Here is a 24,368-nt window from a genome sequence, read left to right on the forward strand (position 1 = left end):
GAAAATTCCTTGCTGTTTTTGTTTTTAATCAAGTGGATTACCCACAATATTACTAATAATCCCCTGCATAATATGTCCACCTTGTTCACGGCGTAATTCTTCATACCATGCTTGTGTAACGGCTTCATCTTTCATATGTGTCACATCACAACGTTTGCGCGCACGAAGTACCAATTCATTAGCACGTTCATTGCGCTTGTTTTGATAGCGACGTAAAGCATCCTCTAGCCCCAAAGTATTAATTTGCAGAGAACGCGCTAAATAAATCGCGTCTTCCATGGCTTGGCAGCCGCCTTGCCCAATATCAGGTGTCGTGCTATGTGCAGCGTCACCCAAAATCACTACACGACCTTTATAAAACTGTGTAAACGGTTCAATATCATGGATTTCTACCCGATTGGTTTTTTGCGGGTCTAAGCGTTCAATAAGCTGCTGTACGGGTTGACACCAATCAACAAAATATTGTTTTAAAAGTTTTTTATATTCATCTCGATTATTATCTAACCCTGCTGGTAAAGGCACATCTAAAAAGAAATAGAACTTTCCATCTGCAACTGGCATTAAAGAAGCTCGCTTGCCTTCGCCCACATAAGTCGTCCATTGTTGGGCTGGAGCCAACTCTTCAGAGATCTCAACCAAACCATTCCAATTTACATAACCTGCGTAACGGCGCTGTACTTGCTGCCCCAACACATAGGTCCGTGTAAGTGAATGAGTGCCGTCCGCCCCAATTAATAGATCGGCCTGCGTTGAGCTACCATCTGCAAAATGAACCTCGACATAATCAGCTTTGTCTTCAAGGCTGACCATTTTTTTGCCTAGATAAATCTGATCACGACCAAATTCATCCATCAACATATTTTGTAAATCAGCACGTGCAACCGGATAAGGTCTTTGGCCCACTTCTTCAATTAATGGCAGTAAACTGAATTGTGTCATCACATCTCCAGTTAAACCGTCCACATAGGCCAAATCATCCATTTGTCCACCAAGTTTGGCGATTTTGTCAGTTAATCCCAGATAGTTCAGACATTTCACACCATTCGACCACAGCGAAATTGCCGCGCCGACAGGAAGAATTTTTTCAGTTTGCTCAAAAATTCGAACTTGGTGACCAAATTTCTTTAATGCAATGCCTGTGGTTAGACCTCCCATTCCCGCACCAATAATCACCACATTCATAACACGCTCCTATAGATATTCACCTATAGGGTGCTTATGCTAAAAACATGCCATCGTTCAAAATTTATTTAGCTTTTCCACAAAACTGGCATGCACCATGCTTATATATTTATGTATAAAACTCGACTTGGCACGCTCCGTGTTAGCGCAGTTTTAAATGAAAAATCATGTTTTTAACAAGAAATACGGATACTCCATTATGGCAACATTGCACGCTCCAGCTTTTGAACTTCCTGAGATTTTGAATACTAAGACCAATTTGGCAGATGCCCGAATTGGTGCACAAGTCATTGAGTGTTCAGATGATTTCTTTGCAGAAGCAAAGCGTATGCTGCAATTTGATGCACCTATTTTTGTTGAAGATAAATTTGATGATAACGGCAAATGGATGGACGGATGGGAGACGCGCCGTAAACGTCACGCAGGTTATGATTGGTGTATCGTGAAGCTTGGTGTAAGTGGAAAAATCACTGCTCTTGATATTGATACCAGCTTTTTTACAGGAAATTACCCTGCCTCTGCATCATTAGAAGCATGTTATGCACCAAATGGGGACCTGACAGGGGCAAAATGGGAGAATGTTTTAGGAAATACTGAACTAGGCCCGAGCCAGCATCATATTTTTATGGTCAATAATGATGCACTTTTCACTCATATACGCCTTAATATTTTCCCAGATGGCGGTATTGCCCGTTTACGTGTCTATGGTGATGTTCATATTCAGGTAACTGACAGTGAACAAACTCTCGATTTATTGGCTCTCGAAAATGGTGGCCGTGTAGTTGCCTATAGTGATGCTCATTTTGGACACCCGCGTAATTTGATTAACCCAGGTCGCGGAGTCAATATGGGCGATGGATGGGAAACCAAACGCCGCCGTGCACCGGGTTATGACTGGTGTATTCTTGCGTTGGGTAAAAGCGGAAAAATTGAAAAGCTTGAAATTGATACAGCTCATTTTAAAGGGAACTTCCCTGCCCAAGTATCTATTCAGGCGGTTTACCTCGAAAATGCAACCGATGCACAGTTAATTCCTCAAAGTATGTTTTGGTCTTACTTACTAGAAGCCCAACCGATGCAAATGGATCATATTCATGAATATGTGAATGAGATTTTACAGCATGAAAAAATCTCGCATATTCGTATTAACATGATTCCAGACGGTGGTATTAGTCGTGTTCGTTTATGGGGAAAAATTGCCAAGTCATGATCATGAAGAATGTTCAAATTCAGCCATTAACCATTGAGAACTTTCAGTCCTTTGGAGAAGTCATTTGTTGCGATGGGCATGACTTTTTTCATATTAACGATGCCCACACTGAGCGCTATCATGCGCTCGTTGAAACTGAAATTGAAGGGGAAGCAAAGGCAGGAATTAGTATTTTCCGTAATATTAAGGCCAGTGTGCTGCCTCTGGAAATTTCAATGCTAGAGCGCCATCCGAAAGGCTCTCAGGCATTTATTCCACTACAGCAACAAAAGTTTTTAATTATCGTGGCACCCGCTTTGGACGAAAATACTCCTGATATTTCAAAACTATGTGCTTTCGTCTCGAATGGAAAGCAAAGTATTAATTATCGGGCAGGCACATGGCATCACCCTTTGCTTACCTTCGAGGCACCAAGTGATTTTGCAGTGGTGGACCGAATTGGAGGTGGAGCAAATTGTGATGTTTTTCAATTTCCACAGGTTATAAAAATTACGACCTAAATTAAAATATACAGATCTGTCTATTTTAATTTAATAGTAGAAATCGTTGTGGTGATTTCCAACAATTTAGATTTACATAAAAAAATCCCCGCCAATTGAGCGGGGATTTTTTACGCCTTTTTAGACAGTGATATCAGCTAAGTTACCCTTCTGCTCAAGCCACTGCTTACGATCTGCCGAACGTTTTTTCGCAAGCAACTTGTCGAGTAAACCTGCCGTTAGATGCACATCATCTAGATCGAGCTGAACTAAACGACGCGTGTTCGGATCCATCGTGGTTTCACGTAGTTGAATCGCGTTCATCTCACCCAATCCCTTGAATCGGGTAATTTGCGGATTACGATTACCTTTAATATTTTTCAAAATAGTTTCAAGTTCATCATCATCAAGCGCGTAATGAACATCTTTACCAATGTCGATACGGAACAATGGTGGCATTGCCACATACAAATGTCCTTCTTCAACCAATGCTGGGAAGTGTTTAACGAATAAAGCACAAAGCAAAGTCGCAATGTGTAAACCATCCGAGTCAGCATCGGCCAAAATACAGATTTTGCCATAACGTAATTCAGATAAATCATCACTGCCTGGGTCTACACCAATCGCAATCGCAATGTCGTGAACCTCTTGGGAAGCGAGTACTTCATCTGAAGAAACTTCCCATGTGTTTAAGATTTTTCCACGAATCGGCATGATGGCCTGAAAGTTTTTATCGCGCGCCTGCTTGGCACTACCGCCAGCAGAGTCACCCTCGACAATAAACAGTTCACTGTCCTCACGTGTTTGACCAACACAATCTGCTAACTTACCTGGTAATGCAGGGCCGGAAACAATTTTTTTACGCTCGACTTTCTTTGCTGCTTTTAAACGACGACCTGCTTTAGAAATCGCCATTTCTGCCAGCTGCATGGCAATTTCAGCATGTTGGTTGAGCCAGAGCGCGAAAGCATCTTTAGCAATATTTAAAACAATATTTGATGCTTCACGACTCGAAAGACGCTCTTTGGTTTGACCTGAAAACTGCGGTTCTTGGAACTTGAGCGACAATATATAGTTCACGCCATCCCAAACATCTTCTGCCGAAAGTTTGAGGTTTCGTGGTAGCAAATTACGTAACTCACAGAACTCGCGCAATGCCTCGGTAACACCTGAACGTAAACCGTTCACATGAGTACCGCCTTGTGCAGTTGGAATTAAGTTGACGTAACTTTCTTGGACCTGTTCACCGCCTTCCACATTCCAACAAATCGCAAATTCACATGCCGCACGGTCTGCCTGACCGCTGCTCACAAATGCAGGGTTTGGCAAAATTTCGCGGTCTTGCAATTCATCCATCAAATAATCGACAAGGCCATTTTCAAATTGCCATTCGATTTTTTCATCGTTAATTTGATCGATATAAGTAATTTTTAAACCAGCAGCTAAAACAGCTTTGGCTTTTAAATTGTGTTTCAGTGCTTTTAACGCAAATTTTGGACTATCAAAATATTTAGCTTCTGGCCAAAAATGTACCGTTGTACCTGTCGCACGTTTTGGTGCTTTACCCTCAAGAACAGCTAAAGGTGCTACTGGTTCACCTTGTTCGAATGCCATCTGGTATAGGTTACCCTGACGTTGAACTTCGACCTCAACACGTGTTGATAAAGCGTTTACAACGGAAATCCCTACACCATGCAAACCACCTGAAAACTGGTAATTATCGGTACTGAATTTACCACCGGCATGGAGCTTAGTCAGAATAATTTCGATACCACTTTGGCCATATTCAGGATGTATATCGACAGGCATACCACGGCCGTTATCTTCAACCGACAACGAACCATCTTTATAAACCGTGACACATATTTTGTCGGCATGACCAGCTAATGCTTCATCAACAGCATTATCAATAACTTCTTGGGCTAAATGGTTAGGTCGAGTCGTATCGGTATACATCCCTGGACGACGACGAACAGGGTCTAAACCAGAAAGAACTTCAAGCGATTGAGCCGTATATTGTGTCACGTTGTACGTTTTCCTTATTTGATGGTGTGCGCAAAGAATTCGATCACTAACGGTAATTTTTCTTCAAAATCTTCCATAGCATGATTGCCATGAGCATCCGTCAAAATCAATGAGGATGGCGTTGCAGCACTATAATAGCGTTGTGCTTGACGATAATCCAAAATTTCGTCGCCTTGTTGCAATAAGACGAGTATTTTGTCGGCATTTTCAGGTTGATTCAGTTCCAGTTGTTGTAACTGCCTTAACTGAACATTGTCAATTGACCATTGATCATTCACCACATAGGGCATACTTTCAACTTGAAATAACTCATCAAACAGCTTCCATGGTTGCATAGCAGGGTTAATCAGTACAGCTGGAACATTATATTTCGCGACAAAATATGTCGCAAAAAACCCGCCAAGGCTACTACCGACTAAGGCCACATCATCTAAAGACTCTATCAGCTCTGAAACTTGCTCAACCACTAGATCAGGAGATCTGTTTAAATCTGGCAAATGCACATTTATGCCCAATTCGCTACAATACTGCTTAAGGCTCAGCCCTTTAATTGAAAGAGAGCTACTATTAAAGCCATGGAGGTAGATAATATTCATATATTTTCCCTCTAAATTGAGAATAAACTCACATTTTTGTTCTCAGTTTGTATATAAAAACACTATTGTCAGACAAGAAAAACCACTCAACTAACCATTCATCAGTATTTTAAAAACATGTGTTATTTAAACTACTAAGATGGAAACGTTAGCTGCCGTTGATAAAAAGTACAGCTTAAAACGTCGGTTATAATGTATATGGGGAAAAGATATGCCGAGCTTAACACCACTACATGAAACTTATTGTAAATGGGATCGTACGCCACCTAGTCAGGCAGACGTATTAGAAGGTTTAGCTCAACTGTTCAGTACCAGCTTAAATGGTGTACATGAATTAATTCAAGTTATTAATATTGAAGTATTAAAAAATGCTTTTGGTGTGAGTACTCAGAATGCTAAAAACTTTCAAAAACGACCATTTGTGCAAAAAGCATATCAGTTTTCTTATGGCGCTTTACAAAAATATGGGAGTTGTTTTTTAGCACCAAGTTTGCGTCACATTATTGAAAAATATCCGACACTTCACGAAAAACCACTCACCCCAAGCCTACATTTTTTAGTCGGCATTTTGAATGGGATTTTTGGGGATTATTTACTTAAACAGCACAGCCCTCTCGCTTTACCCATGGTGCTATATGATCACTATGGTGCAATACAACAAGGGGAACTTGCAGGCCGTATTGTGATTTTAGCTCATGGTTTGTGTATGAACCATCTGACTTGGTCAAATGCACACTATGGTGGAATTGGGGAACGTCTGTTAGCACAGCGTGACCATAACACGATGTTGTATTTAAATTACAATACAGGCCGACGCATTTCAGCCAATGGACGCAGTTTTTCGAACTTATTAGAAGACTTGGTCCAACGTAATCCAAGAATTACCAGCATCGATATCATTGGCCATAGTATGGGCGGGCTAGTCTCTCGTAGTGCCTTGTTTTATGGCAAACAAAATATGTATCAATGGATCCATATGGTCGAGAATCTAGTCTGTATTGGCTCTCCACATCATGGGGCAGTTTTAGAGCGCTTTGGCTTTACCATACAAGATAAACTTGGGGCTTTCCCTTTTGTCGGCTTACTCGGTCAACTGGTTAATATTCGGAGTAATGGTATTTTAGACCTACGCCACGGCAGCGTTCGTGATGATGATTGGGAACATATGGATGCCCGTATTGGTATGATGGATGATAACCGCGCCCCTGCTCCGCTACCTTCCCATATCAACACCTTTTTAGTGGCAGGGACCTTAGAATTTGAAAAGGTGCGCAATAAAGCGTTGACCGTAATTGGCGACTACTTAGTGAGTGTAAAAAGCGCGCTAGGCGAACACCCTAATCCACGTTTTCAGCTTAAAGTTCCAGACTCACATAAAGCGGTGTTTTATGGTTTAAATCACTTTGAAATTCAGTATCACTCAAGTGTTGCCGAACAGATCACTCGCTGGTTATATCCTCATGTGAATGATTATGTTCAAGAAGGTATTCAAACCCATATTATTGATATGCCGAACTATAAGCTCGAAGATTTAGAAGGGATTGTAGAGACGTAAAAAAAGCCCAACTTATGTTGGGCTTTTTTAATTAATTAGCTTTTGTAGAAGAAAGAAAATATTTTTAAATTTCAACCTTCCAAGCTTTATTGGCAACTAGTTTTCCATTTTTTATATTTAAAACAATGTTGTAAGCTGCTGCACCACCATTATTCAAAGTATTTAAAATATAAGTATTATTATTTAAATAATATATTTTAAAATCAGCAAGCTCGTTCTTGTCTCCATCTATACCATTTTTAGAAAAAAGTATTGCTCTATATCATTTTTACCAATTTCTATTTTCTTATCTTTATCCTTAATTATGATTTTATCAAGTTGTAAAAAATCATTATTAGGTAAACCACCATCAGTACCAAAGAATTTTTTATCATTAAAATACTTATATTCACCTTTAAAAGTTTTATAAAGTTTAGGATCTAAAATAGCTTTTTTTGCATACACTTCTACTATTATATTTTTATCATTATAAATAGCTTTTTCTCTAGAATATTGAGATAGCTTAATAGAAGTGTAACCACTAAAATTATTTATTCTATTTTTATAGACAAATCCAGATACACCATTGCTTACATTAACTAAACAAAAATTATTTGTCCCTTCATCCATCACACAAGAAACAATTTCATTATTATTTAATTTGGACGTAACTTTAGAATTTAAACTTGAATTTCCTCGTACATTAACGTACCCATCCTTATCTTGAATAAAACCAAAGTCAGCATATGAAGATACTATAGGACCAATCATTAGAAAAGTAAAAATTATAAACTTAAGTTGTTTCTTTATTTACGACAAGTTCATTATTTACTTTGAATTTTCTATTAAAAAATAGTAATACTATTTTTTAACTAATATTACTATTATTAAATAAAATCAAAGTTCCAATAATTTATAACTACTCTTCATAATCACTACAATCAATTTTCTTATTTTTTAAATTCGCATCAGTTGTATAACCAATTTTAAAATTTAAATTTAATAAGTCTTCTTTTCTAAAAACCTTAGGGACAATATTCCAAACATTTTTTCCATTAGTGACAAAGACCAAATTAAACTCTGGGACTTTATTGTTATTGGTATCAATTTGATACTCTACAGAAAATTCATATTTTTTCTTACCAACAATATTATATATACGTGGCTCCTTTAACCCTTGATCACAAGCTTGATATATATACATTTTGTTTTTTAAAATTTTGATTGTACTTTCACTACAATAACATCCACCTGTTTCTAACTCTTTCACAATACCATTTGTGTATTTAAATGGTTTTATTAGGTTTCCTTCTAAACTATCAAAGTCCAAATATGATTTTTTCAAATCTTTTATTTTATAATTATTAAAATCACTTAAACATTTATAGTTTTCACTATTTACTTCTTTCCCATTAAAATTACATTTTAAATTTATATTTTTCAACCAAGAACGTTGAGTATCTACAAGATACTTAACTTCATTTTTATTATCACTGATATAGCCTTTTATCGTGGAATATATACTATTTAGATCATGCTTACTATTACTATATATTGTTTTCTCGTTTAACCGTTGCGGTTTATAATCTTCTGCATTTGAGGAAATGCATACGCTGAAAACCAATAAAAAATTATAAAATTTAATAAAAATAGTTCTCACTATATACACCTTTAATAAAAAATATTAAGACAAATTTCTATTTTTATAGTTTTTCATCTGATCCTAAAAAAATATCACACCTAAGTTATTTATTTTAAATAAAATATATTAGGTTTAAAAATGTAAGACTTACCATTCTTACATTTTTATTCAAAAAGAAAACTAAATCAGTTTACCTGTTTAAAATATACTTTTTCACCTTCAGAACATACTCCATAAAAAACTCCATAAGATTCATTCTTTACAGAGGGATTATTCAAATAACTATTACAGTCCAATACTAAATCTCCAGCATTTTTCTTAAAAAATATTTTTTGCTTTTGATAATATGGAGCACCCGTATAATTATCAGCTAAATAATAGATTCCCGATTTAAAATTCTTTGATTCAGCCTGTTTATTTGCATATCCATTTTTTATAAAATCAATCCCTCCCAAGGCTAGGTTAACTTTATCAATATTTAAACTCAACTCACTACTATTATTTTTATCCGCTTTAGCTTCTGCCCATCCAACTTGAACATCTTCACTATAAACATTTTTATAATATAAGGTAAAATTACCATTATTATCTTTTACATAAAATTCATCATATGCAGGATCAAGTCTTTTAAAGAGATAATTATCCATCTTTTTTGTAGGTGTAAAATTCTTACACTTTCCTGAATTTTCACAGATTCGATATGAAAAATAAAGTTTTGTGTTGCTTGATTTAGGCTGATCCGCTTCAGTTGTACATGCATACATTAAACTAATTACAAATAAAAGAAATAATCTGCTCATCATTGTATAATCTCTATGTGCATAGCGCCTTCACCTGCTACATCTGCTGAAATAAAACCCGAAATAATTCCATCTTTTAAAGCTTTCTCACAAACAGCTTTAAATCTTTTTCCTACACTATTCAAAGTATTTCCTGTTCCAAAACCATTACTATTCGTACCTAAATCAATAATATTATTTTTTCTATATTGCTCTTCTGAAACGCAGTGTTTCGAAACTCTTACCCCTTTATTTTGAAACTCAACAATTTTTTCAACCATTTTTTGAATAGTTGCCTCTTTTCCAAGCCCTTTAGCAATGCATTCTGCTTTAACTTTTTTTACGTCCTCTCCTGGTTTAGCATATTTTGTTGCCTTAATATACATTGCTTCTGCCTGAGCTCTTGGAGTCCTTATTGTACTTGTAATAAAAAGTTTATCCATATTTGCTTCTTTAGCTAAATACGCTAGTACATTTTTTGTTTTCTGGCTTACGATAGCTTGTCTAGATTGTTCATTAACACCGTTAAAACTGATTATTACATCTGACACACTAGGAATGACAGATCTATCTACCTTTAACTCAAAAGCTTTCATCCCTCTGCTTAATTTACCATCAAAAGCAATAAATTCCTTTCCACCACTCGAAGCTGTAATTTTTATCTTTTGACCAATTTCTCCCTTATGTATTTTTTTCCCTATTCCGTGTATACCACTTGAATGTCTTTTTTTGTTACCTTTATATTCAATCGAATAATTACCACCACTAAATAATTGATTAGTTTTCTGATCATACGTATACACTATAAATTCAGTTTCACCATTATCATTAACTAATGTTTTTGGATGCCCGTCAGTACTAATTTTTACTTTTTCATCTCTCTTAGGAGTAGAGTCATGAGTTTCAACTGGGTGCTTCTGTTTTGAGGAAGGAACTGGTTGTTTAGATTGAGCTATTTCTACAACTTTAGTCCCTATCTTTATATTTTTTGATGCTTGCTCTATTGCTGACGAGTCAACATCAATAACACGAAGCGATTTATTTTTATCAACTTTGATAGTCAATAAGTTCCGTTCATCTCTTAATTTATAATTCAGCTCGAATCCTGACATTGCACTAACAGTTATCTTTCCATTACCATCAGTCTTTTTTTGCTTTATCTGATTTCTATACTTTTGAATTAAATTCAAATTTGTTATAGGTTTTTTCGTATCTTTATGCCTAAAAAGAATATTAAAAGCATGTAAATTAAGCTTTATCGTCTTTTCACCCATACCTTCTTGTGCTGTAAAACGAATAATTTCTTGTTTTGAGTCTAGCCCACTAATTAAAACTGTAATCTCCTCGCCACTTAATGCTACTAAGTTATTTTCAATACCATTAGCCCCTACACTATGCTTCTTTTCTGCATTTTTATATTTGAGAAAATAGGAAAAATTTGGAATCGCTTTATTTTCACTGTCTATGACCTTAATACTAAAATTAACATTTTTTTGTTTAGTATTATTATCACTGACTTCCGCTTTTTTTTCATTATTTACTTCAGCCTTAGAATCTATTTTTACAGATTCTTGCTTTTGACTAGGGATAGGCTCTTGGTTATGTATATCTGTTTTCGACTTAATACCTCCTTTCCCATTATTTACTACAATAACTGATGCATAATTTTTGCCATCACCTAATAAAGAGATCTCTTTATTATTCTTATCTTTTACTAAAACACCATTAATCTTAAATCTAGCACCCATATAGTTACAAACCTTAACTTTTTTTATTTTCCCTTTTTGGTCTGTAATTAAATCCTTGAATAAAGGGACTGGTTTTTTATCGTTATATACTACATCAACTGTCACACCAACTAATGGATTTCCAGCATTATCAACAAATGAAACATCAAATATTGAAGTTAAGACTTTATACCAACGCATATCATCCTTTTCAGTCCCTGGTATTTGAACTTGTTGAGTAGGATTCGATTTACTTACTACAAAATCAGGAACTAAAGAAGGGTAATTAGAAGGATCAGATTTATGTAATTGTGCCTGTGCCTTAGGGCTATAATAATACACAACACCGCCTGTAAAATCGGGTTCTGTTCCATTAAATATAGGTTCTACTGCTTTAATCAAACTCATTAATTTAGGTGAAATATCACCTGAATCTAAAGCTTTTTTTGCTCTTTTATAAGGCGAATTTTTCTGAGTGTATGCATCATATCCCGTTTTTGTAACGATTTGGATAATATTGCTCCAGGATTTCCAGTTTGCGAAACCAATTCTGTTTCTCATTGTATGCGCAATAACTTTCCATGAAGTTTCACTACAATTTTCAGCTTCACCATTAATAGTTGCAACAAATATTTTAAAATCTTCGCTATAGCTCATTTATTACTCACAAGTTTTCTTAATTATTTTATTAAAATATAAACTATTTCCATTTTTATCTACATCCGCCAACATTGCTACTAAATGTAATTGTCCTTTATCATCAAAATATGATTTTTCTTGAAATGAATTATATATAGCGCTATCTATTGGAACATTATTAAATTCTTTATTTTTCAAATTAGCTATTATTTTTTTATTTTTATTAAATAACTTTCTAGCATAGATAATATTTTTCTTGGAATCACTTTCAATTAAACAATTATTTTTTTTATCTATGGCAATAAACTCTTTAGTTTGATCTTCCTGTATTTTACTTATAAAAAAATGATATTGACATGGTGAACCACAACTACCATAAGTATGAAAAATATTTTCATTTACTTTATCAACTTCAGGATATCTCATATTTTTTAAAATGAAAGTAGTTTTATTATCAGAATTTTTTACAATATCACAATATTCTTGATCATTCCCTTTACATTTTAATTCAACATTAAATATATCTTTTGCATAGACAGTCGAACTAATAATAACTCCACAAAAAGCAAGAGCTAAAATGATTAAGCTATTAATATCAAATAAATAAAATTGTGATCTCTTACTTTGTAAAATTTCAATCATGTTCATGCTCTTCTCCACAACCACAGCTATCAATATCTTCATCATCTAATGACTCAGCTTCCTGTTCAGAAATTAACTCTTTAATTTCTGTTAAATAAGCTCCTGGGACTAAGGCGAGTTCTACATTATCAGCAGAATCGCTGTAAACTCTCGCGCTACTTTCTTGCTCAAACTCATATATAGCTTCAATTTTCTTAGAATGATTAATTAATTTATACTTCATATTTTTTAATATATCAGTATCAAATATTTGACTTAAATCAAATCTCATACTGTACATTCCTGTTTCTGGCATTTTCGGCAACTCAGCATTTACTGTTGCCCCACCCGTAAACAAATGCTGCCCAGCTTTACTTTCAAACTTACCACCTGTTGTTGAAAATACGCCATCCGCATTAATTTTGAGCTGAGATCCACCCGCTGTTAAAACAATTTCTTTTGGGCTCGTAAGCTCGATTTTTTCTTCCGTAGAAATGAGCTTAATGACCTTTTTAGCAATTGCTTCAATGGCATCGTCTTGTGCTTGTAGTTCGAGCTTTCCTTTTGCTGCATAAGCACGGAAACCCTTTTGAGCGGCAAACAAACTGATTTTGTCTTGTGCATGCCCAACGATATTTTTCTGTGCACTTAAGTTAATTGAGCCACTAGCACTTTCTGCGATATCTTGCGAAGCTTGCAAAATAATATTTTCAGGTGTCGTCAAGGCAATCCCATTTGGCGATGCTAATAACATCAGCGCTTGTCTAAAAATTCTGCCTTGTTCTTGCTGTTTAGTATCGGAACTACTTTCCAAACCTTGGGTATAACCTTCCATAAAGCCTTGCAAAGAACTTAATGCTTTAGAAGGTGATACTTCCAATTTACTGCCTTTACTAAACGTTCCACATACACTCATCATGTCAAAGTCTTTAGTCTCGACATTTGCCAAGACTTTTCCAACCTCTTGAATACTTTCAAATGGATTTTTATGAATGCGGTCTTTAATACTGGCAAGTTTTCCTTTAACGATGTCAGCACCATGCTCTTCAACATTTTCAATAAATGCTTTTAAGTTTTCTACCGCATCTTTGGCATCGCTAAAAAAAGAATTAAATTCGTCTACAACGCCTTTTGCATTTCCCCCTAGCGCACCAATATCTTGAATAAAGCCACTACAGTCTTTTAAAGCGTGAATAGGATCATTATTAATGCCTTCTTTAAATAAGTTCACCGTACTATCTAATGCCTGTCCTGTAGTTTTTAGCTCAAGTGACTGGATGAATTTGGGTAAGCGATTAATCACGTTCAAAGCATCAGTCTGTTGCTTTGCTGCAACTTCACTGAGCATTTTCATGCTTTCATAACCTTGTGAAAGTAACGATTGTGCTTGTGCGGCCTCTAGATGGTCTGCAATCGCTTGCTCTTGTGCATAGGTACTAATGAGCATGCCTTTACCTGCACGCACAGCTCCCCAAGCATCTGTTCTTAGCTCAAAGCCTTCTCCACGACCCTGACTCGTCGCTTGTTCTTTCGGATGGCTTAAATTACCCAAATTCAGCTGTGTTGCTGCATGGCTACTTTGTAATTGGGTACTAATTTGTCCCGTTGTGTCATCAAAGCGTAATTGGTTAAAGCCACTACCACTGATTTCCTGACTGCGAATTCCGCTTAGTTTTTTAGTATCAGGAAGCTGCCCTTTCACATCGAACTTGGTTGGTGAGCGCTGTGCTTCATGGATGCGCCCAGTCACAAATGGACGGTCAATATTGCCATCAAAGAAGTCAATGACCACCACTTCACCAATACGTGGCAAGAAACGTGCTCCATAGCCCTCGCCTGCCCAAGGAGTCAGTACATCGACCCAAGCTGAGTCGGTATCATTGTCATTGCTACCCGCGCCACCATCATGCCCATGATCATCACTACGGGTAAATAGAAAACGCACCTTAATGCGCCCCCATTCATCGACATGAATAGTTTCTCCCTCTGGACCCACGACTTTCGCTCTTTGTGGGTAGGCAATTGGACGATGCTGTTCTGGATTATATTCAGGTGCAGTTTTAATTTGACGGCGTATTAGGGTCAGCTCATTACCTTGGCGCTCAATATCATCATAACCATGTTTATCCCAACGACTTTGGGTTAATAACTGGCTCACTTGCTGATGTAAATCTTTTGGTAAGTTATTTTGGTTATAAAAATTTTTAGCAATAATCAGGAACTCTTGATCTGCTCCTTCATGCTGATCAATTTCAGGATGCTCCTGTAAATTAAACCAATAGCCAACTTGACTATCACGGACGCTACTATAAGCCTTAAAATATTTGGCCCGACTCGCGTACATGTCAGTGAAGTGCTGATTCAATTTCTCTAGCTGATTACTACTTGAAGCAGTGGCCTGATCTTCCCCTTTCAAATCTTGCATCCAAGCAGGGCTTACATGCCATGCTTGTTCAAGGCTCAAACTCGCTGAATCAAATTGCTCTGAATGTAGGTGTGTAGTGATAACTGAACCTACACCTTCTTCATGTGCTAGAGCATCAGGTTGCCAACGCTGCACATGTACAGCAGTCGGCTGTAAAGTCCGCACTGCAACAAAACCAGTAATGCTATCTTGATATTCTGTTGCACTACTTCTGTGATAGCGAATACTACGACGTGCTAAAGCTTGGTACTGGCTATTATCATCAATTAATTTTAATTTTTGAGGTTGTATAGGTGCAGTAAAGTGAGGAACAAAAAGCTCTGCTTCATCAATTACCCAACTAACGCCTTCACTTCGCCACAAGCGTGTAAGAAAGTCATAATCAGACTCATTGTGCTGCATGATAAATGGGCGAATATCATAACTCTGACTTAACCCACTAAGATCAAGACTTAAACTTGTCGCAAAAAGCGGACTTTTTTCTTGCCATTCTTTAAATAAAACTTCCGTGACTTCAATAATGCTTTTATTCATAAAAACACGACTATTACGGCGCTTGTGCCATAAGTTTGTCGCGTCTTTTAAGGTGAGTTTATAAAGCGTTAAAGCACCGTCACTCTGGCCATAACTCGCTTCTGTTACAATTCCTGTAGTTCGGAATAATTGTCCAGAATCAGTAACCTGATCAACAGCAACTTGCACCCCTATAAACTGCTTCAATGCAATTTGTGCACTCGTCGAAAGACAAATTAACTCAGCTTCCAATCCCCCATTTAGCTGGTGTTGGCCTTCTATACGTTGTAAAAAAACTTGGCTATTGAGTAGTTCATTAGAAAATTGCACATGGACGGCACGTTTCTGCGCACTTAACCCTATTTTTTCCAAAACATTAAAGATATTAAAAAGCATTTTTTTATAATCATAAGGATATATAAACGGCTGCACTTTATAAAAAACAGAACTATCTGTCTACATGATTATGCTTTTTTTTAATTCGTTTTTTTATATTTTGACCTATTCCCAAGCAATAAAAAGCCCAACATAGTGTTGGGCTTTTTTAAAGAGCTTTAAGCTCTTTTTTTGGTTGTCTTAAATACTGGATAAAAACGGAATAACTGCCATAAACAGACCAGTAATAGTAAGAGGAAATAGACCAATGACCAAACTGGTAAAGATTGACCTAAAAAGGTCCAATCAATTGCTGCACATTCACCTGAACCCGACAATACTTCTTGTAAAACCGTTTTCATTGGTAAGGCATCAATTAAATAGTTTAAACCCGGGCCACAGCTTGGTACTTGATCTGGTGGTAAATGTTGCAACCAGACATGACGTCCTGCCACACCCACTGACCATAAAATTGCAATGCCTGCTAAAAATGCATAAAAACGTTTAACCGCATTTGAAACTGGGTTATGCAAAAAGGCTATGAGTGCTACAAGGCCCATCGCCATTAAGCCAACACGTTGAAAAATACAGAGCGGACATGGCTCTAAACCTTTTACATGTTCCAGATACAACGCAAAAGACATGCCGACTATACTTGCTAAAACAAGTAGTCCACTCACCAAACGGTAACTTAATCGCATGTAAAACCTCGTTTTATTATCGATATTGTTCAAGATATTGATCAAAACTGATCTTGGTATCTTGCTCAAGTTTTTCTTGCTGCTGTAAAGATTGCGCAGCCAACTGTTCAAAATGTTTCAAAGTTTCCACACTAAGCTCATGCTGTTCATAACTTTCAGCATGTAACTGAGCCATGTGGCTACCAAAACTCCAAGTTCCACCATGCTTTAACGTATCGTCAATGACATGGGCAGATAAAGTTTCATCAACTTCATCAATTCGTGCTTGCATGACAGCCAAAGCTGAACCATACAAGTCCGTTGCATAGGTCTGATCGAGTAGCTGTGCACAATCTTGCATTTTTGCAATATATAAACGTGCCCAATCTTCGATGTGATACGACCCAGTTAAATCTGTAATGGTTGCGTTTGGCGCTCGACCTCGGTTGACCACCTCTGTCTGATTTTTCTCAACCAAGTCTTGTTCAGGACATAACAAGTCTGGGCTATCACTTAACAGACAATAAAGTGCTAACACTTCAAGAAAGCCTGCTGTCGTTTCATCAACGCCAATTGCCGAGTATGGGTTTACATCTACAGCACGTAACTCAACATAACCAACGCCTCGATTTTTTAAAGCTTGAGACGGTGTTTCACCTGCTTGAGGCACCTGTTTTGGACGTACTAGACTGTAATATTCATTCTCGATCTGCAAAACATGATCATTAATTTGCAACGGCTCACCAGATGCATCATTTAACCCTAAACGGCTAAATGGTGGGTAAGGAGAATGAACGGCTTTTTGTAAACCATCCAGATAGCCGGACAAATTGTTGTAATGAATACCTAAGCTTTTTTGGGCTGAGTTTTGATAGCCTAATCGTCCCATACGGAGTGCTGTAGCATACGGTAAATAGTATGAACCTTTGATTAAAGGCAACAAATGATGTTTGTGTCCGGTCAAGAAACAACGACATACCGTTGGACTCGCGCCCACCAAGAACATGACCAATGGTGTTAAACGAATAAAATTACGAATAAGGCCAAAATAACGATGGCTACGATAATCCTGCAAACTTAATGATTTTAATTGTTCGTCAGTTTCATGAGCTTGTAGCTCAGCAAAAAGTGTATCTGGGAAAGATAAGTTGTAATGCACCCCTGAAATGGTCTGCATACGACGACCATATCGAATTCCTAACCCACGGCGATATAGTGTTTTAAAACGACCAATATTAGAGGTGCCGTACTGCGCTAGACGAATCCGTTCTTCATTGTCGTCTAACATACATGGCATAGACAGCGGCCAGAGTTTTTCACCATTTTCTAAATGACGATGTACAACCGCATGAATATCGGTGAGCTCATGCAGAGCTTCTTCAATCGTTGGCTTAGGTGAGGTAATAAACTCCATCAACGCTTCTGAATAATCAGTCGTAATTTTTGGATGTGTTAACGCCGAACCTAGTGCCTTCGGATGTAACTCTTGTGATAAGAACCCATTACTTTGCATACGTAGGCTTTCACGCTCTATTCCACGTAACATGCCTTGTAGTAGCGACGAATCCACCCAAGCAGGAATAACTGATTGAGATGGTGTAGTGGGTTGACTCATGCATTTGCTCGCTTATTAAAGATCACTATATACAAAATCGTGAGATGATACGGTTACTTATATAATCACATCATTCCAGTTTGGCAATTTTTATCACAATCTTGTTATTTAAGACACGAAAGAATTGTGATTTTATTGAAGAATAATTGCTAAAGAGTTGTCAATATCATGAACGAACAAGACATTTTAAACTTCTGGTTTTCTCCTGAACACCGTTCACTTTGGTTTGCAAAAAGTGATGATTTTGACAAAAAAATCCGTGAAAATTTTTCTGTTGTTCATCGACAGGCAACTCAAGCAGAACTATGGTCTTGGCGAAAAACAGCTGAAGGCCGTTTGGCAGAGATTATTGTACTAGACCAGTTTTCTCGCAACATCTATCGTGATCAGCCCCAATCTTTTGCCTATGACAGCTTGGCATTAGCTTTGGCACAAGAAGCAATTAGTTTGCAACTCGATGCACAGCTTAATCCAGAGCAACGCTCCTTTTTATATATGCCGTTTATGCATAGTGAATCAAAATTGATCCATGAATTTGCCTTGAAACTATTTCAACGTCTTGGCAATGAAATTAACTTAAGCTTTGAGAAAAAGCATAAAGTCATTATTGATCGCTTTGGACGCTATCCTCATCGCAATACCATTCTCGGACGTGTTTCTACTCCAGAGGAAACCGAATTTTTATTAGAACCGAACAGTAGTTTTTAAAGCTTCTTAATTTTTAATGCTGAGTCATCTTTGTTTTAATGCTCAGCTGGGAGTTCACCATGAAATATCTCTCTCTTTGTTTAGCCTTAGGCACTGCCTTAACCTTAACTGCTTGTGCAACGACTCCAAGTAAACCCAAAACCTTTGATCAACTTGGTCAGTTCTCCGCATACCCTTTAAATGCGCAAACGTTTCGTATTAGTTTTCAAGCCGATCCGAATATGAGTTACGGTGCAGCTGAAGAAATCACTTTGGTAAAATCAGCGCAAACGACCGTACAAAAAGGTTTCCGCTTTTTTAAAGTACTGAATGACCCAAGTAACCAAAGTCAGAAACCACCACGTCAGGCTGTGGTTTATCCATCTGCTCCAAGCTTTTATCCTTATGGCTATGGTCGTCGCTATCCGGGTTTCTGGCATGATCCGTTCTATGATTTCCCACAAGTGGTCAATATCGACCCTGTTCAAGTGTCGTATACTATTGAATGTTATCGGGATCAAAAGCAGGCTCCTCAAGACGCTTTTGATGCAACCTTGATCTTGAAATCACTCGGACAAAAATATGGATTGAGTCCGACAGGAGCGCTGTTGCCACCACCCGAGCCTCCAGTAAAACAAAAATGAATAGGATAAATTTATGAGCATGGCAGAAGAAGTTCACCACGTGCCCAGTCTTAAACGTAGTAAATATTTTGCTACCCTAGCGCTGATCATCGTCGTTGTGCTGTGGATTGCACTGATGATAGCCGATCGTTTTCTGCCAGAGTACACAGGTTTTATTCATATTTTAATGCTAGGGGCCGAAGCCGGCGTAGTTGGCGGTCTAGCCGATTGGTACGCGATTACAGTTCTGTTTCGGAACCCTTTTGGTAAGTTACCGATTCCTAAGTTTTTACGCGACCATACCGAGATTATTCCGCGCAATAAGGCACGCATTGCAGAGTCAATGGGCCGTTTTGTACAGGAAAATTTTCTTTCGCCTCAAGTCGTCGAAAGAAGCTTAGAAAAAACAGACTTAAGTCTCGCAATTGGTCAATGGTTGGCAAGTCCACAAAACAATATGCAAGTAGTGCAGCTCATTCAGCAAACTGTACCGAAAATTTTTGAATTTGTGAGCCAAGAGCAAATTGCTAATTTCGTGCAAAACAACAGTGTGCAATGGGTACGTAATACCCAAGTCAACAAACTCGCCAGTGAGATGCTACGCGCGGTATTGGAAAATGATTTCCACCAAGACGTTTTACAGCGTGGTCTCGATATCGCTCATGAATGGGTCGTACAAAATCCAGATAAAACTCGTGAATTAACCCGAAAAATGTTTAAAGCACTAGGCGTCTGGTCACTTGCAAGAGGTGCAAGCTGGATTGGAATTGATGTTCAACAACGTACCATCGACTCATTGGTTGAAAAAGTAGAATCGATGCTGGCAGACCATGAACACCCATGGCGGCAAGAAATTGAAACCATTGCACATTCACTCATGCTGGAACTAGCGAAACCCGATAGTGTTGCCAGTCAACGTCTTAACAGTGGTAAAGATGCGCTCCTTGATAGTCCTCAAGTCCTCAATTTCATCAGTGGCGCCGTTACGATTTTGTGTGATGCCATTAAAGAGGATTTAATGAAAGAAGACTCTGGCATTGCAATAAACCTGCGAGCTGCGATTCAGCAGTTGGGTGAAAATCTCGTTCAAAATGTAAAAGTACGTGAAGTTCTCAACAAAGAAATGACAGGACTTGCCATGAATTTTACGGATCAATATAGCCATAAAATCATACGCTATGTGAGTGAACGCATTCATGAATGGGATTCACGTGAAATGATCGGGAAAATTGAAAATGAAGTCGGTGGCGACTTGCACATGATCCGAGTCAATGGTGTGGTAGTGGGTGCATTTATTGGTTTGACACTCGGTGTAATTCGGGCAGTGTTTGAGTCAATTTTATAACTTTAAATATTTTTAATAAGAGAACAATATGCTTCAGCTACAGTCAAAATTGGCCACTCAAGGCGTGACTATTTTTAGTACCATGACGGCACTAGCACATCGTTTAGGTGCACTCAACCTGTCACAAGGCTTTCCAGATTTTCCGGCGCCACAAGCCTTACTTGAAGCCTTATCTCAAGCGACTTTAGCTGGACATAATCAGTACCCGCCTGGCGATGGTATTCTCGGTTTAAGGGAGCAACTCGCTTTACAATTTCAGCAGCGTGATCAAATTCAACTTGATCCTGTTACTCAAATCACGATTACTCCCGGTGCAACCATTGCAATTTTCTGTGCCATACAAGCCTGCATCAATGTAGGTGATGAAGTCATTATTTTTGACCCAAGTTATGATAGCTATGGCCCTTCTGTCGAGTTAGCAGGCGGTAAAGCTGTTCATATTGCGTTGCAAGCACCTGACTTTAAGGTGAACTGGCAACAAGTTAAAGATTTGATTAATGACAAAACCCGTATGATTGTGGTGAATACGCCCCATAATCCAACCGGTACGATCTGGGCAAAACAAGACTGGTTAGAACTCATTGAACTGATTCAAGATAAAAATATTCTGGTTTTATCCGATGAGGTCTATGAACACTTAGTTTTTGATGGTCAACAACACTTTAGCGCATTGCATTTTCCAGAGCTCAGAGAGCGTAGTTTTGTGATTGGTTCTTTTGGAAAAACCTTTCACGTGACAGGATGGAAAACGGGTTACTGCGTCGCTTCACCTGAGCTAATGCGTTTATTCCGCCAGATTTATCAATATGCGAATTTCTGTGGCACGACTCCTTGTCAGATTGCGCTAGCGCAATATATGGAGCAACATCCAGAACATATTCAAGAGCTTTCTCAGTTTTACCAAACGAAAAGAGATCGATTTAATCAGGCAATTCACAATAGTCGTTTTTTACTAAAACCTTCTCAAGGTACTTATTTCCAAAACCTTGATTACAGTCAAATTCGTCCCGACTTAAACGATGTGGAAATGTGCCAGTTTCTTGCCGAGCAACACAAGATTGTGGCAATTCCAGTTTCGGTTTTCTACGAGCAAGCGCCTGAGTCTTTACGCTTGATTCGATTCTGCTTTGCTAAAAATGATGAGACTCTGCAAAAAGCAGGAGAAATTTTGAATCAATGTTAATAAATTTAGCCACTTAGCACTGTAAAAATACTACAAGTCATTCGCTCCAACTATGCTAAGTTGAATATCCGCCCAGCTCAACAAAGAGATGGGCGATGGAGAACACATGCCACCAAGACAGTCCTTAATTCAACAGCAAAATCTATGGAAAACATTTTTTGTTTTCTTGCTACCTTTGATTGCTACCAATATTTTGCAGAACTTGTCAGGAACTATTAACACCATCTTTGTTGGTCAAATGATGGGAGTTGATGCGATTGCTGCCGTCTCGGTTTTTTTTCCTATTTTGTTTTTGCTCCTCGCTTTTATTATCGGGATTTCAACGGGTACTACTGTTTTAGTAGGGCAAGCATGGGGCGCGCAAAATATAGAAAAAGTCCAAAGTGTAGTTGGTTCTACCCTGTTTATGACCATCATTGGTGGAATTATTACCGCAATTATCGGTGTGTTTTTCGCCCATGATATTTTGGAGCTTTTAGGTACAGATCCCAAGGTAATGCATCTTTCTTTGCCTTATGTGCAATGGATGCTGGCAGGTAGTCCACTTCTGTTCGTTTATATTATCTATACCTCAATTTTACGTGGTGTGGGAGACAGTACAACCCCTTTACTGGCCCTTGCTCTAACAAGTGTAATTGGTTTGGTGATTACCCCAATATTACTTAAAGGTTATTTTGGCTTACCTGCCCTTGGGATTATTGCTCCAGCAATCGCAACGATCACAGGTTATGTGGCTATTTTGATTTTTCTTGCGATTTATCTAAATAAGAAAAACCATCCACTTCGGCCGAATCGTCAACTTCTGCAACATATTCGTCATAATCCAGAACTGAGCAAAATCATTTTACGCTTAGGCGTCCCAACTGGTATTCAAATGATTACGACCTCAATGGCAGGTTTAGTTATTGTTGGGTTGGTTAACCATTATGGTTCACATGCTACAGCAGCGTATGGTGCAGTGAATCAGGTGCTCAACTATATTCAGTTTCCAGCGATTTCGATCTCCATCGCAGCCTCAATTTTTGCAGCGCAAGCGATTGGTGCGGGTAAATCAGATCTATTAGCACGAGTAACTCGCACGGCTCTGGGAATGAACTTTTTATTTACAGGTGCCTTAATTGCACTTGGTTATCTATTTTCAAAATATTTAATGGCTTTGTTTATTACCGACCCAACTGTGGTGGTATTAGGTCAACAGCTTTTGTTTATTGTACTTTGGGCGATTTTATTCTTTGGCGCAGGTGCCATTTTTGCATCTATCATGCGTGCGAGCGGCACCGTGACTGTTCCAATGCTGATTAATATCTCTGCCATTTTATTTATTGAAATTCCATGCGCTTACTGGTTTAGCTCAATGTGGGGGCTTAAAGGCATTTGGGTTGCCTATGCCTTGGCATTTGTGAGTTTATGTATTATTCAAGGCTTGTATTATCAATTTATCTGGAAGAAAAAGACGATCAAAGTTCTTATTTAGAACCATCCAAGCCACATAAAAAAAGCCATCATTTGATGGCTTTTTTTAATTTAAATCTTATTTCATCCATTTGGTCACAACGGTTGAAGCGCGTTGATATCCTGTTGGGAACAAACGCTGTAATGCATCAAGAAATTTTGCATCACTACCAATCAATAAACGGCGTTTATTTTTTAAAACAGCATCCAAGATTTGACGAGCCGCTTCTTCTGGTGGGGTACGTAGGAACTTATCAAAGTTTTGAATCGATTTAGCTGGATCCATACCTAAAGTACTCAAGCTATCACTCATTTTTGCAGCTTTAGCAATATTGGTGCGAATTCCCCCCGGATGTACGCACAAAGAACTCACGCCACTTTTTTCAATATCTAACTCTTGGCGTAATGATTCGGTAAAGCCACGCACAGCAAATTTAGTTGCATTATAACCAGATTGAGTCGGTTGAGCAGTCAGACCAAATAAGCTCGAGATGTTAATAATGTGCCCATCTTGAGTTTGCTTAATGAACGGTAAAAATTCTTTAGTCCCGTATACGACACCCCAGAAGTTAATCCCAACAATCCACTCTAAATCTTCGTAGGTCGCACCTTCGACAGTTGAACCTAACGCAACACCAGCATTGTTAAAAATCAGGTTAACAGAGCCGTGATCTTGTACTGTTTCTTGCGCCCACTGCTTTACCGCTTCACGGTCAGACACATCAAGCTTTTTAGTGGTAACAGTAATATTGCTGTAAGGCTTTAAAAGTTCGACAGTTTGTTGTAATCCTTTTTCATTAATATCACTCAACGAAAGATGGCAGCCCTGTTTTGCCAAAAGAATTGCTAACTGTTGCCCAATGCCAGAACCCGCGCCCGTAATTGCAGCGACTTTGTTTTTAAAATTTTTCATTGTCCATCCTTTGTTTTTCGATTTGCACAACCGGTTCATTGCATGTGCACTTTAGACACCTTCAATATAATTTTGACAATACACATTGTCAATATAGTACACTGTAATTTCAGATAGAATGGC

General features: G+C 37.9%; 19 protein-coding genes and 1 pseudogene. 8 read left to right on the plus strand and 12 right to left on the minus strand.

Annotation, left to right across the window (positions count from 1 at the left end):
* Positions 1-24: 24 nt before the first annotated feature.
* Positions 25-1,182: an FAD-dependent urate hydroxylase HpxO gene (hpxO, locus tag ACTJJH_RS05925; RefSeq protein ID WP_202724427.1), complete on the minus strand. Its 1,158-nt coding sequence runs from the start codon at positions 1,180-1,182 to the stop codon at positions 25-27.
* Positions 1,183-1,381: 199 nt separating this feature from the next.
* Between hpxO and alc the strand changes: the two genes are divergently transcribed.
* Positions 1,382-2,392: an allantoicase gene (gene alc / locus ACTJJH_RS05930; RefSeq protein WP_002121874.1), complete on the plus strand. Its 1,011-nt coding sequence runs from the start codon at positions 1,382-1,384 to the stop codon at positions 2,390-2,392.
* A complete protein-coding gene (locus ACTJJH_RS05935) occupies positions 2,389-2,892 on the plus strand; it encodes an ureidoglycolate lyase (RefSeq protein WP_060465107.1) in 504 nt (167 codons plus the stop codon). Before alc ends, ACTJJH_RS05935 begins: the two co-directional genes overlap by 4 nt.
* Before the next feature lie 120 nt (positions 2,893-3,012).
* Here ACTJJH_RS05935 and parE read toward each other — a convergent pair whose 3' ends face one another.
* The gene (gene parE / locus ACTJJH_RS05940) at positions 3,013-4,896 is read right to left on the minus strand and encodes a DNA topoisomerase IV subunit B (RefSeq protein WP_005804402.1); all 1,884 of its coding nucleotides are present in this window, start codon (positions 4,894-4,896) and stop codon (positions 3,013-3,015) included.
* A gap of 14 nt (positions 4,897-4,910) precedes the next feature.
* Positions 4,911-5,492, minus strand: a complete 582-nt coding sequence (locus ACTJJH_RS05945; RefSeq protein ID WP_044102707.1) for a YqiA/YcfP family alpha/beta fold hydrolase — start codon at positions 5,490-5,492, stop codon at positions 4,911-4,913.
* A 211-nt stretch (positions 5,493-5,703) separates the two neighbouring features.
* Between ACTJJH_RS05945 and ACTJJH_RS05950 the strand changes: the two genes are divergently transcribed.
* A complete protein-coding gene (locus ACTJJH_RS05950; protein ID WP_002121854.1) occupies positions 5,704-7,047 on the plus strand; it encodes a PGAP1-like alpha/beta domain-containing protein in 1,344 nt (447 codons plus the stop codon).
* A 64-nt stretch (positions 7,048-7,111) separates the two neighbouring features.
* Here ACTJJH_RS05950 and ACTJJH_RS05955 read toward each other — a convergent pair.
* From ACTJJH_RS05955 to gshA, 8 genes and pseudogenes are all read right to left on the minus strand, one after another.
* Positions 7,112-7,836, minus strand: a pseudogene (locus ACTJJH_RS05955) (SH3 domain-containing protein).
* A gap of 109 nt (positions 7,837-7,945) precedes the next feature.
* Entirely contained in the window at positions 7,946-8,686 is a 741-nt protein-coding gene (locus tag ACTJJH_RS05960; protein ID WP_320124534.1) for a DUF1311 domain-containing protein, read from the minus strand.
* Positions 8,687-8,853: 167 nt separating this feature from the next.
* Positions 8,854-9,471: a hypothetical protein gene (locus tag ACTJJH_RS05965; protein WP_320124533.1), complete on the minus strand. Its 618-nt coding sequence runs from the start codon at positions 9,469-9,471 to the stop codon at positions 8,854-8,856.
* A complete protein-coding gene (locus ACTJJH_RS05970; RefSeq protein WP_440600878.1) occupies positions 9,468-11,831 on the minus strand; it encodes a hypothetical protein in 2,364 nt (787 codons plus the stop codon). Before ACTJJH_RS05970 ends, ACTJJH_RS05965 begins: the two co-directional genes overlap by 4 nt.
* Positions 11,832-11,834: 3 nt before the next feature.
* Complete coding sequence (locus ACTJJH_RS05975) at positions 11,835-12,461, minus strand: hypothetical protein (protein WP_440600879.1); 627 nt, start codon at positions 12,459-12,461, stop codon at positions 11,835-11,837.
* Entirely contained in the window at positions 12,448-15,768 is a 3,321-nt protein-coding gene (locus ACTJJH_RS05980) for a type VI secretion system Vgr family protein (RefSeq protein ID WP_440600880.1), read from the minus strand. Before ACTJJH_RS05980 ends, ACTJJH_RS05975 begins: the two co-directional genes overlap by 14 nt.
* A 158-nt stretch (positions 15,769-15,926) precedes the next feature.
* Complete coding sequence (locus ACTJJH_RS05985; protein WP_002121896.1) at positions 15,927-16,448, minus strand: disulfide bond formation protein B; 522 nt, start codon at positions 16,446-16,448, stop codon at positions 15,927-15,929.
* A gap of 16 nt (positions 16,449-16,464) precedes the next feature.
* The gene (gene gshA / locus ACTJJH_RS05990; RefSeq protein ID WP_005066727.1) at positions 16,465-18,042 is read right to left on the minus strand and encodes a glutamate--cysteine ligase; all 1,578 of its coding nucleotides are present in this window, start codon (positions 18,040-18,042) and stop codon (positions 16,465-16,467) included.
* A gap of 168 nt (positions 18,043-18,210) precedes the next feature.
* Here gshA and ACTJJH_RS05995 point away from each other — a divergent pair, with 168 nt between their 5' ends.
* The 5 genes from ACTJJH_RS05995 to ACTJJH_RS06015 all read left to right on the plus strand — a co-directional run bounded on the left by ACTJJH_RS05995 (position 18,211) and on the right by ACTJJH_RS06015 (position 23,354).
* Positions 18,211-18,750 (plus strand): DUF924 family protein, encoded by a 540-nt coding sequence (locus tag ACTJJH_RS05995; RefSeq protein ID WP_069036303.1) that lies wholly within the window; start codon positions 18,211-18,213, stop codon positions 18,748-18,750.
* 59 nt (positions 18,751-18,809) lie between these two features.
* Positions 18,810-19,373 (plus strand): CC0125/CC1285 family lipoprotein, encoded by a 564-nt coding sequence (locus ACTJJH_RS06000; RefSeq protein WP_304594845.1) that lies wholly within the window; start codon positions 18,810-18,812, stop codon positions 19,371-19,373.
* Positions 19,374-19,386: 13 nt separating this feature from the next.
* Positions 19,387-20,697 (plus strand): DUF445 domain-containing protein, encoded by a 1,311-nt coding sequence (locus ACTJJH_RS06005; RefSeq protein WP_440600881.1) that lies wholly within the window; start codon positions 19,387-19,389, stop codon positions 20,695-20,697.
* Between the two features lie 28 nt (positions 20,698-20,725).
* Entirely contained in the window at positions 20,726-21,880 is a 1,155-nt protein-coding gene (locus ACTJJH_RS06010; protein ID WP_440600882.1) for a pyridoxal phosphate-dependent aminotransferase, read from the plus strand.
* Between the two features lie 106 nt (positions 21,881-21,986).
* The gene (locus ACTJJH_RS06015; protein WP_032005022.1) at positions 21,987-23,354 is read left to right on the plus strand and encodes an MATE family efflux transporter; all 1,368 of its coding nucleotides are present in this window, start codon (positions 21,987-21,989) and stop codon (positions 23,352-23,354) included.
* 57 nt (positions 23,355-23,411) lie between these two features.
* Here the strand turns inward: ACTJJH_RS06015 and ACTJJH_RS06020 are convergent, their stop codons facing one another.
* The gene (locus ACTJJH_RS06020; protein ID WP_002121857.1) at positions 23,412-24,245 is read right to left on the minus strand and encodes an SDR family NAD(P)-dependent oxidoreductase; all 834 of its coding nucleotides are present in this window, start codon (positions 24,243-24,245) and stop codon (positions 23,412-23,414) included.
* Positions 24,246-24,368: the final 123 nt, after the last annotated feature.

Origin of the sequence: Acinetobacter sp. 22301, assembly GCF_052045285.1 — a bacterium.
In the GTDB taxonomy this organism is placed as follows: Bacteria; Pseudomonadota; Gammaproteobacteria; order Pseudomonadales; family Moraxellaceae; genus Acinetobacter; species Acinetobacter pittii.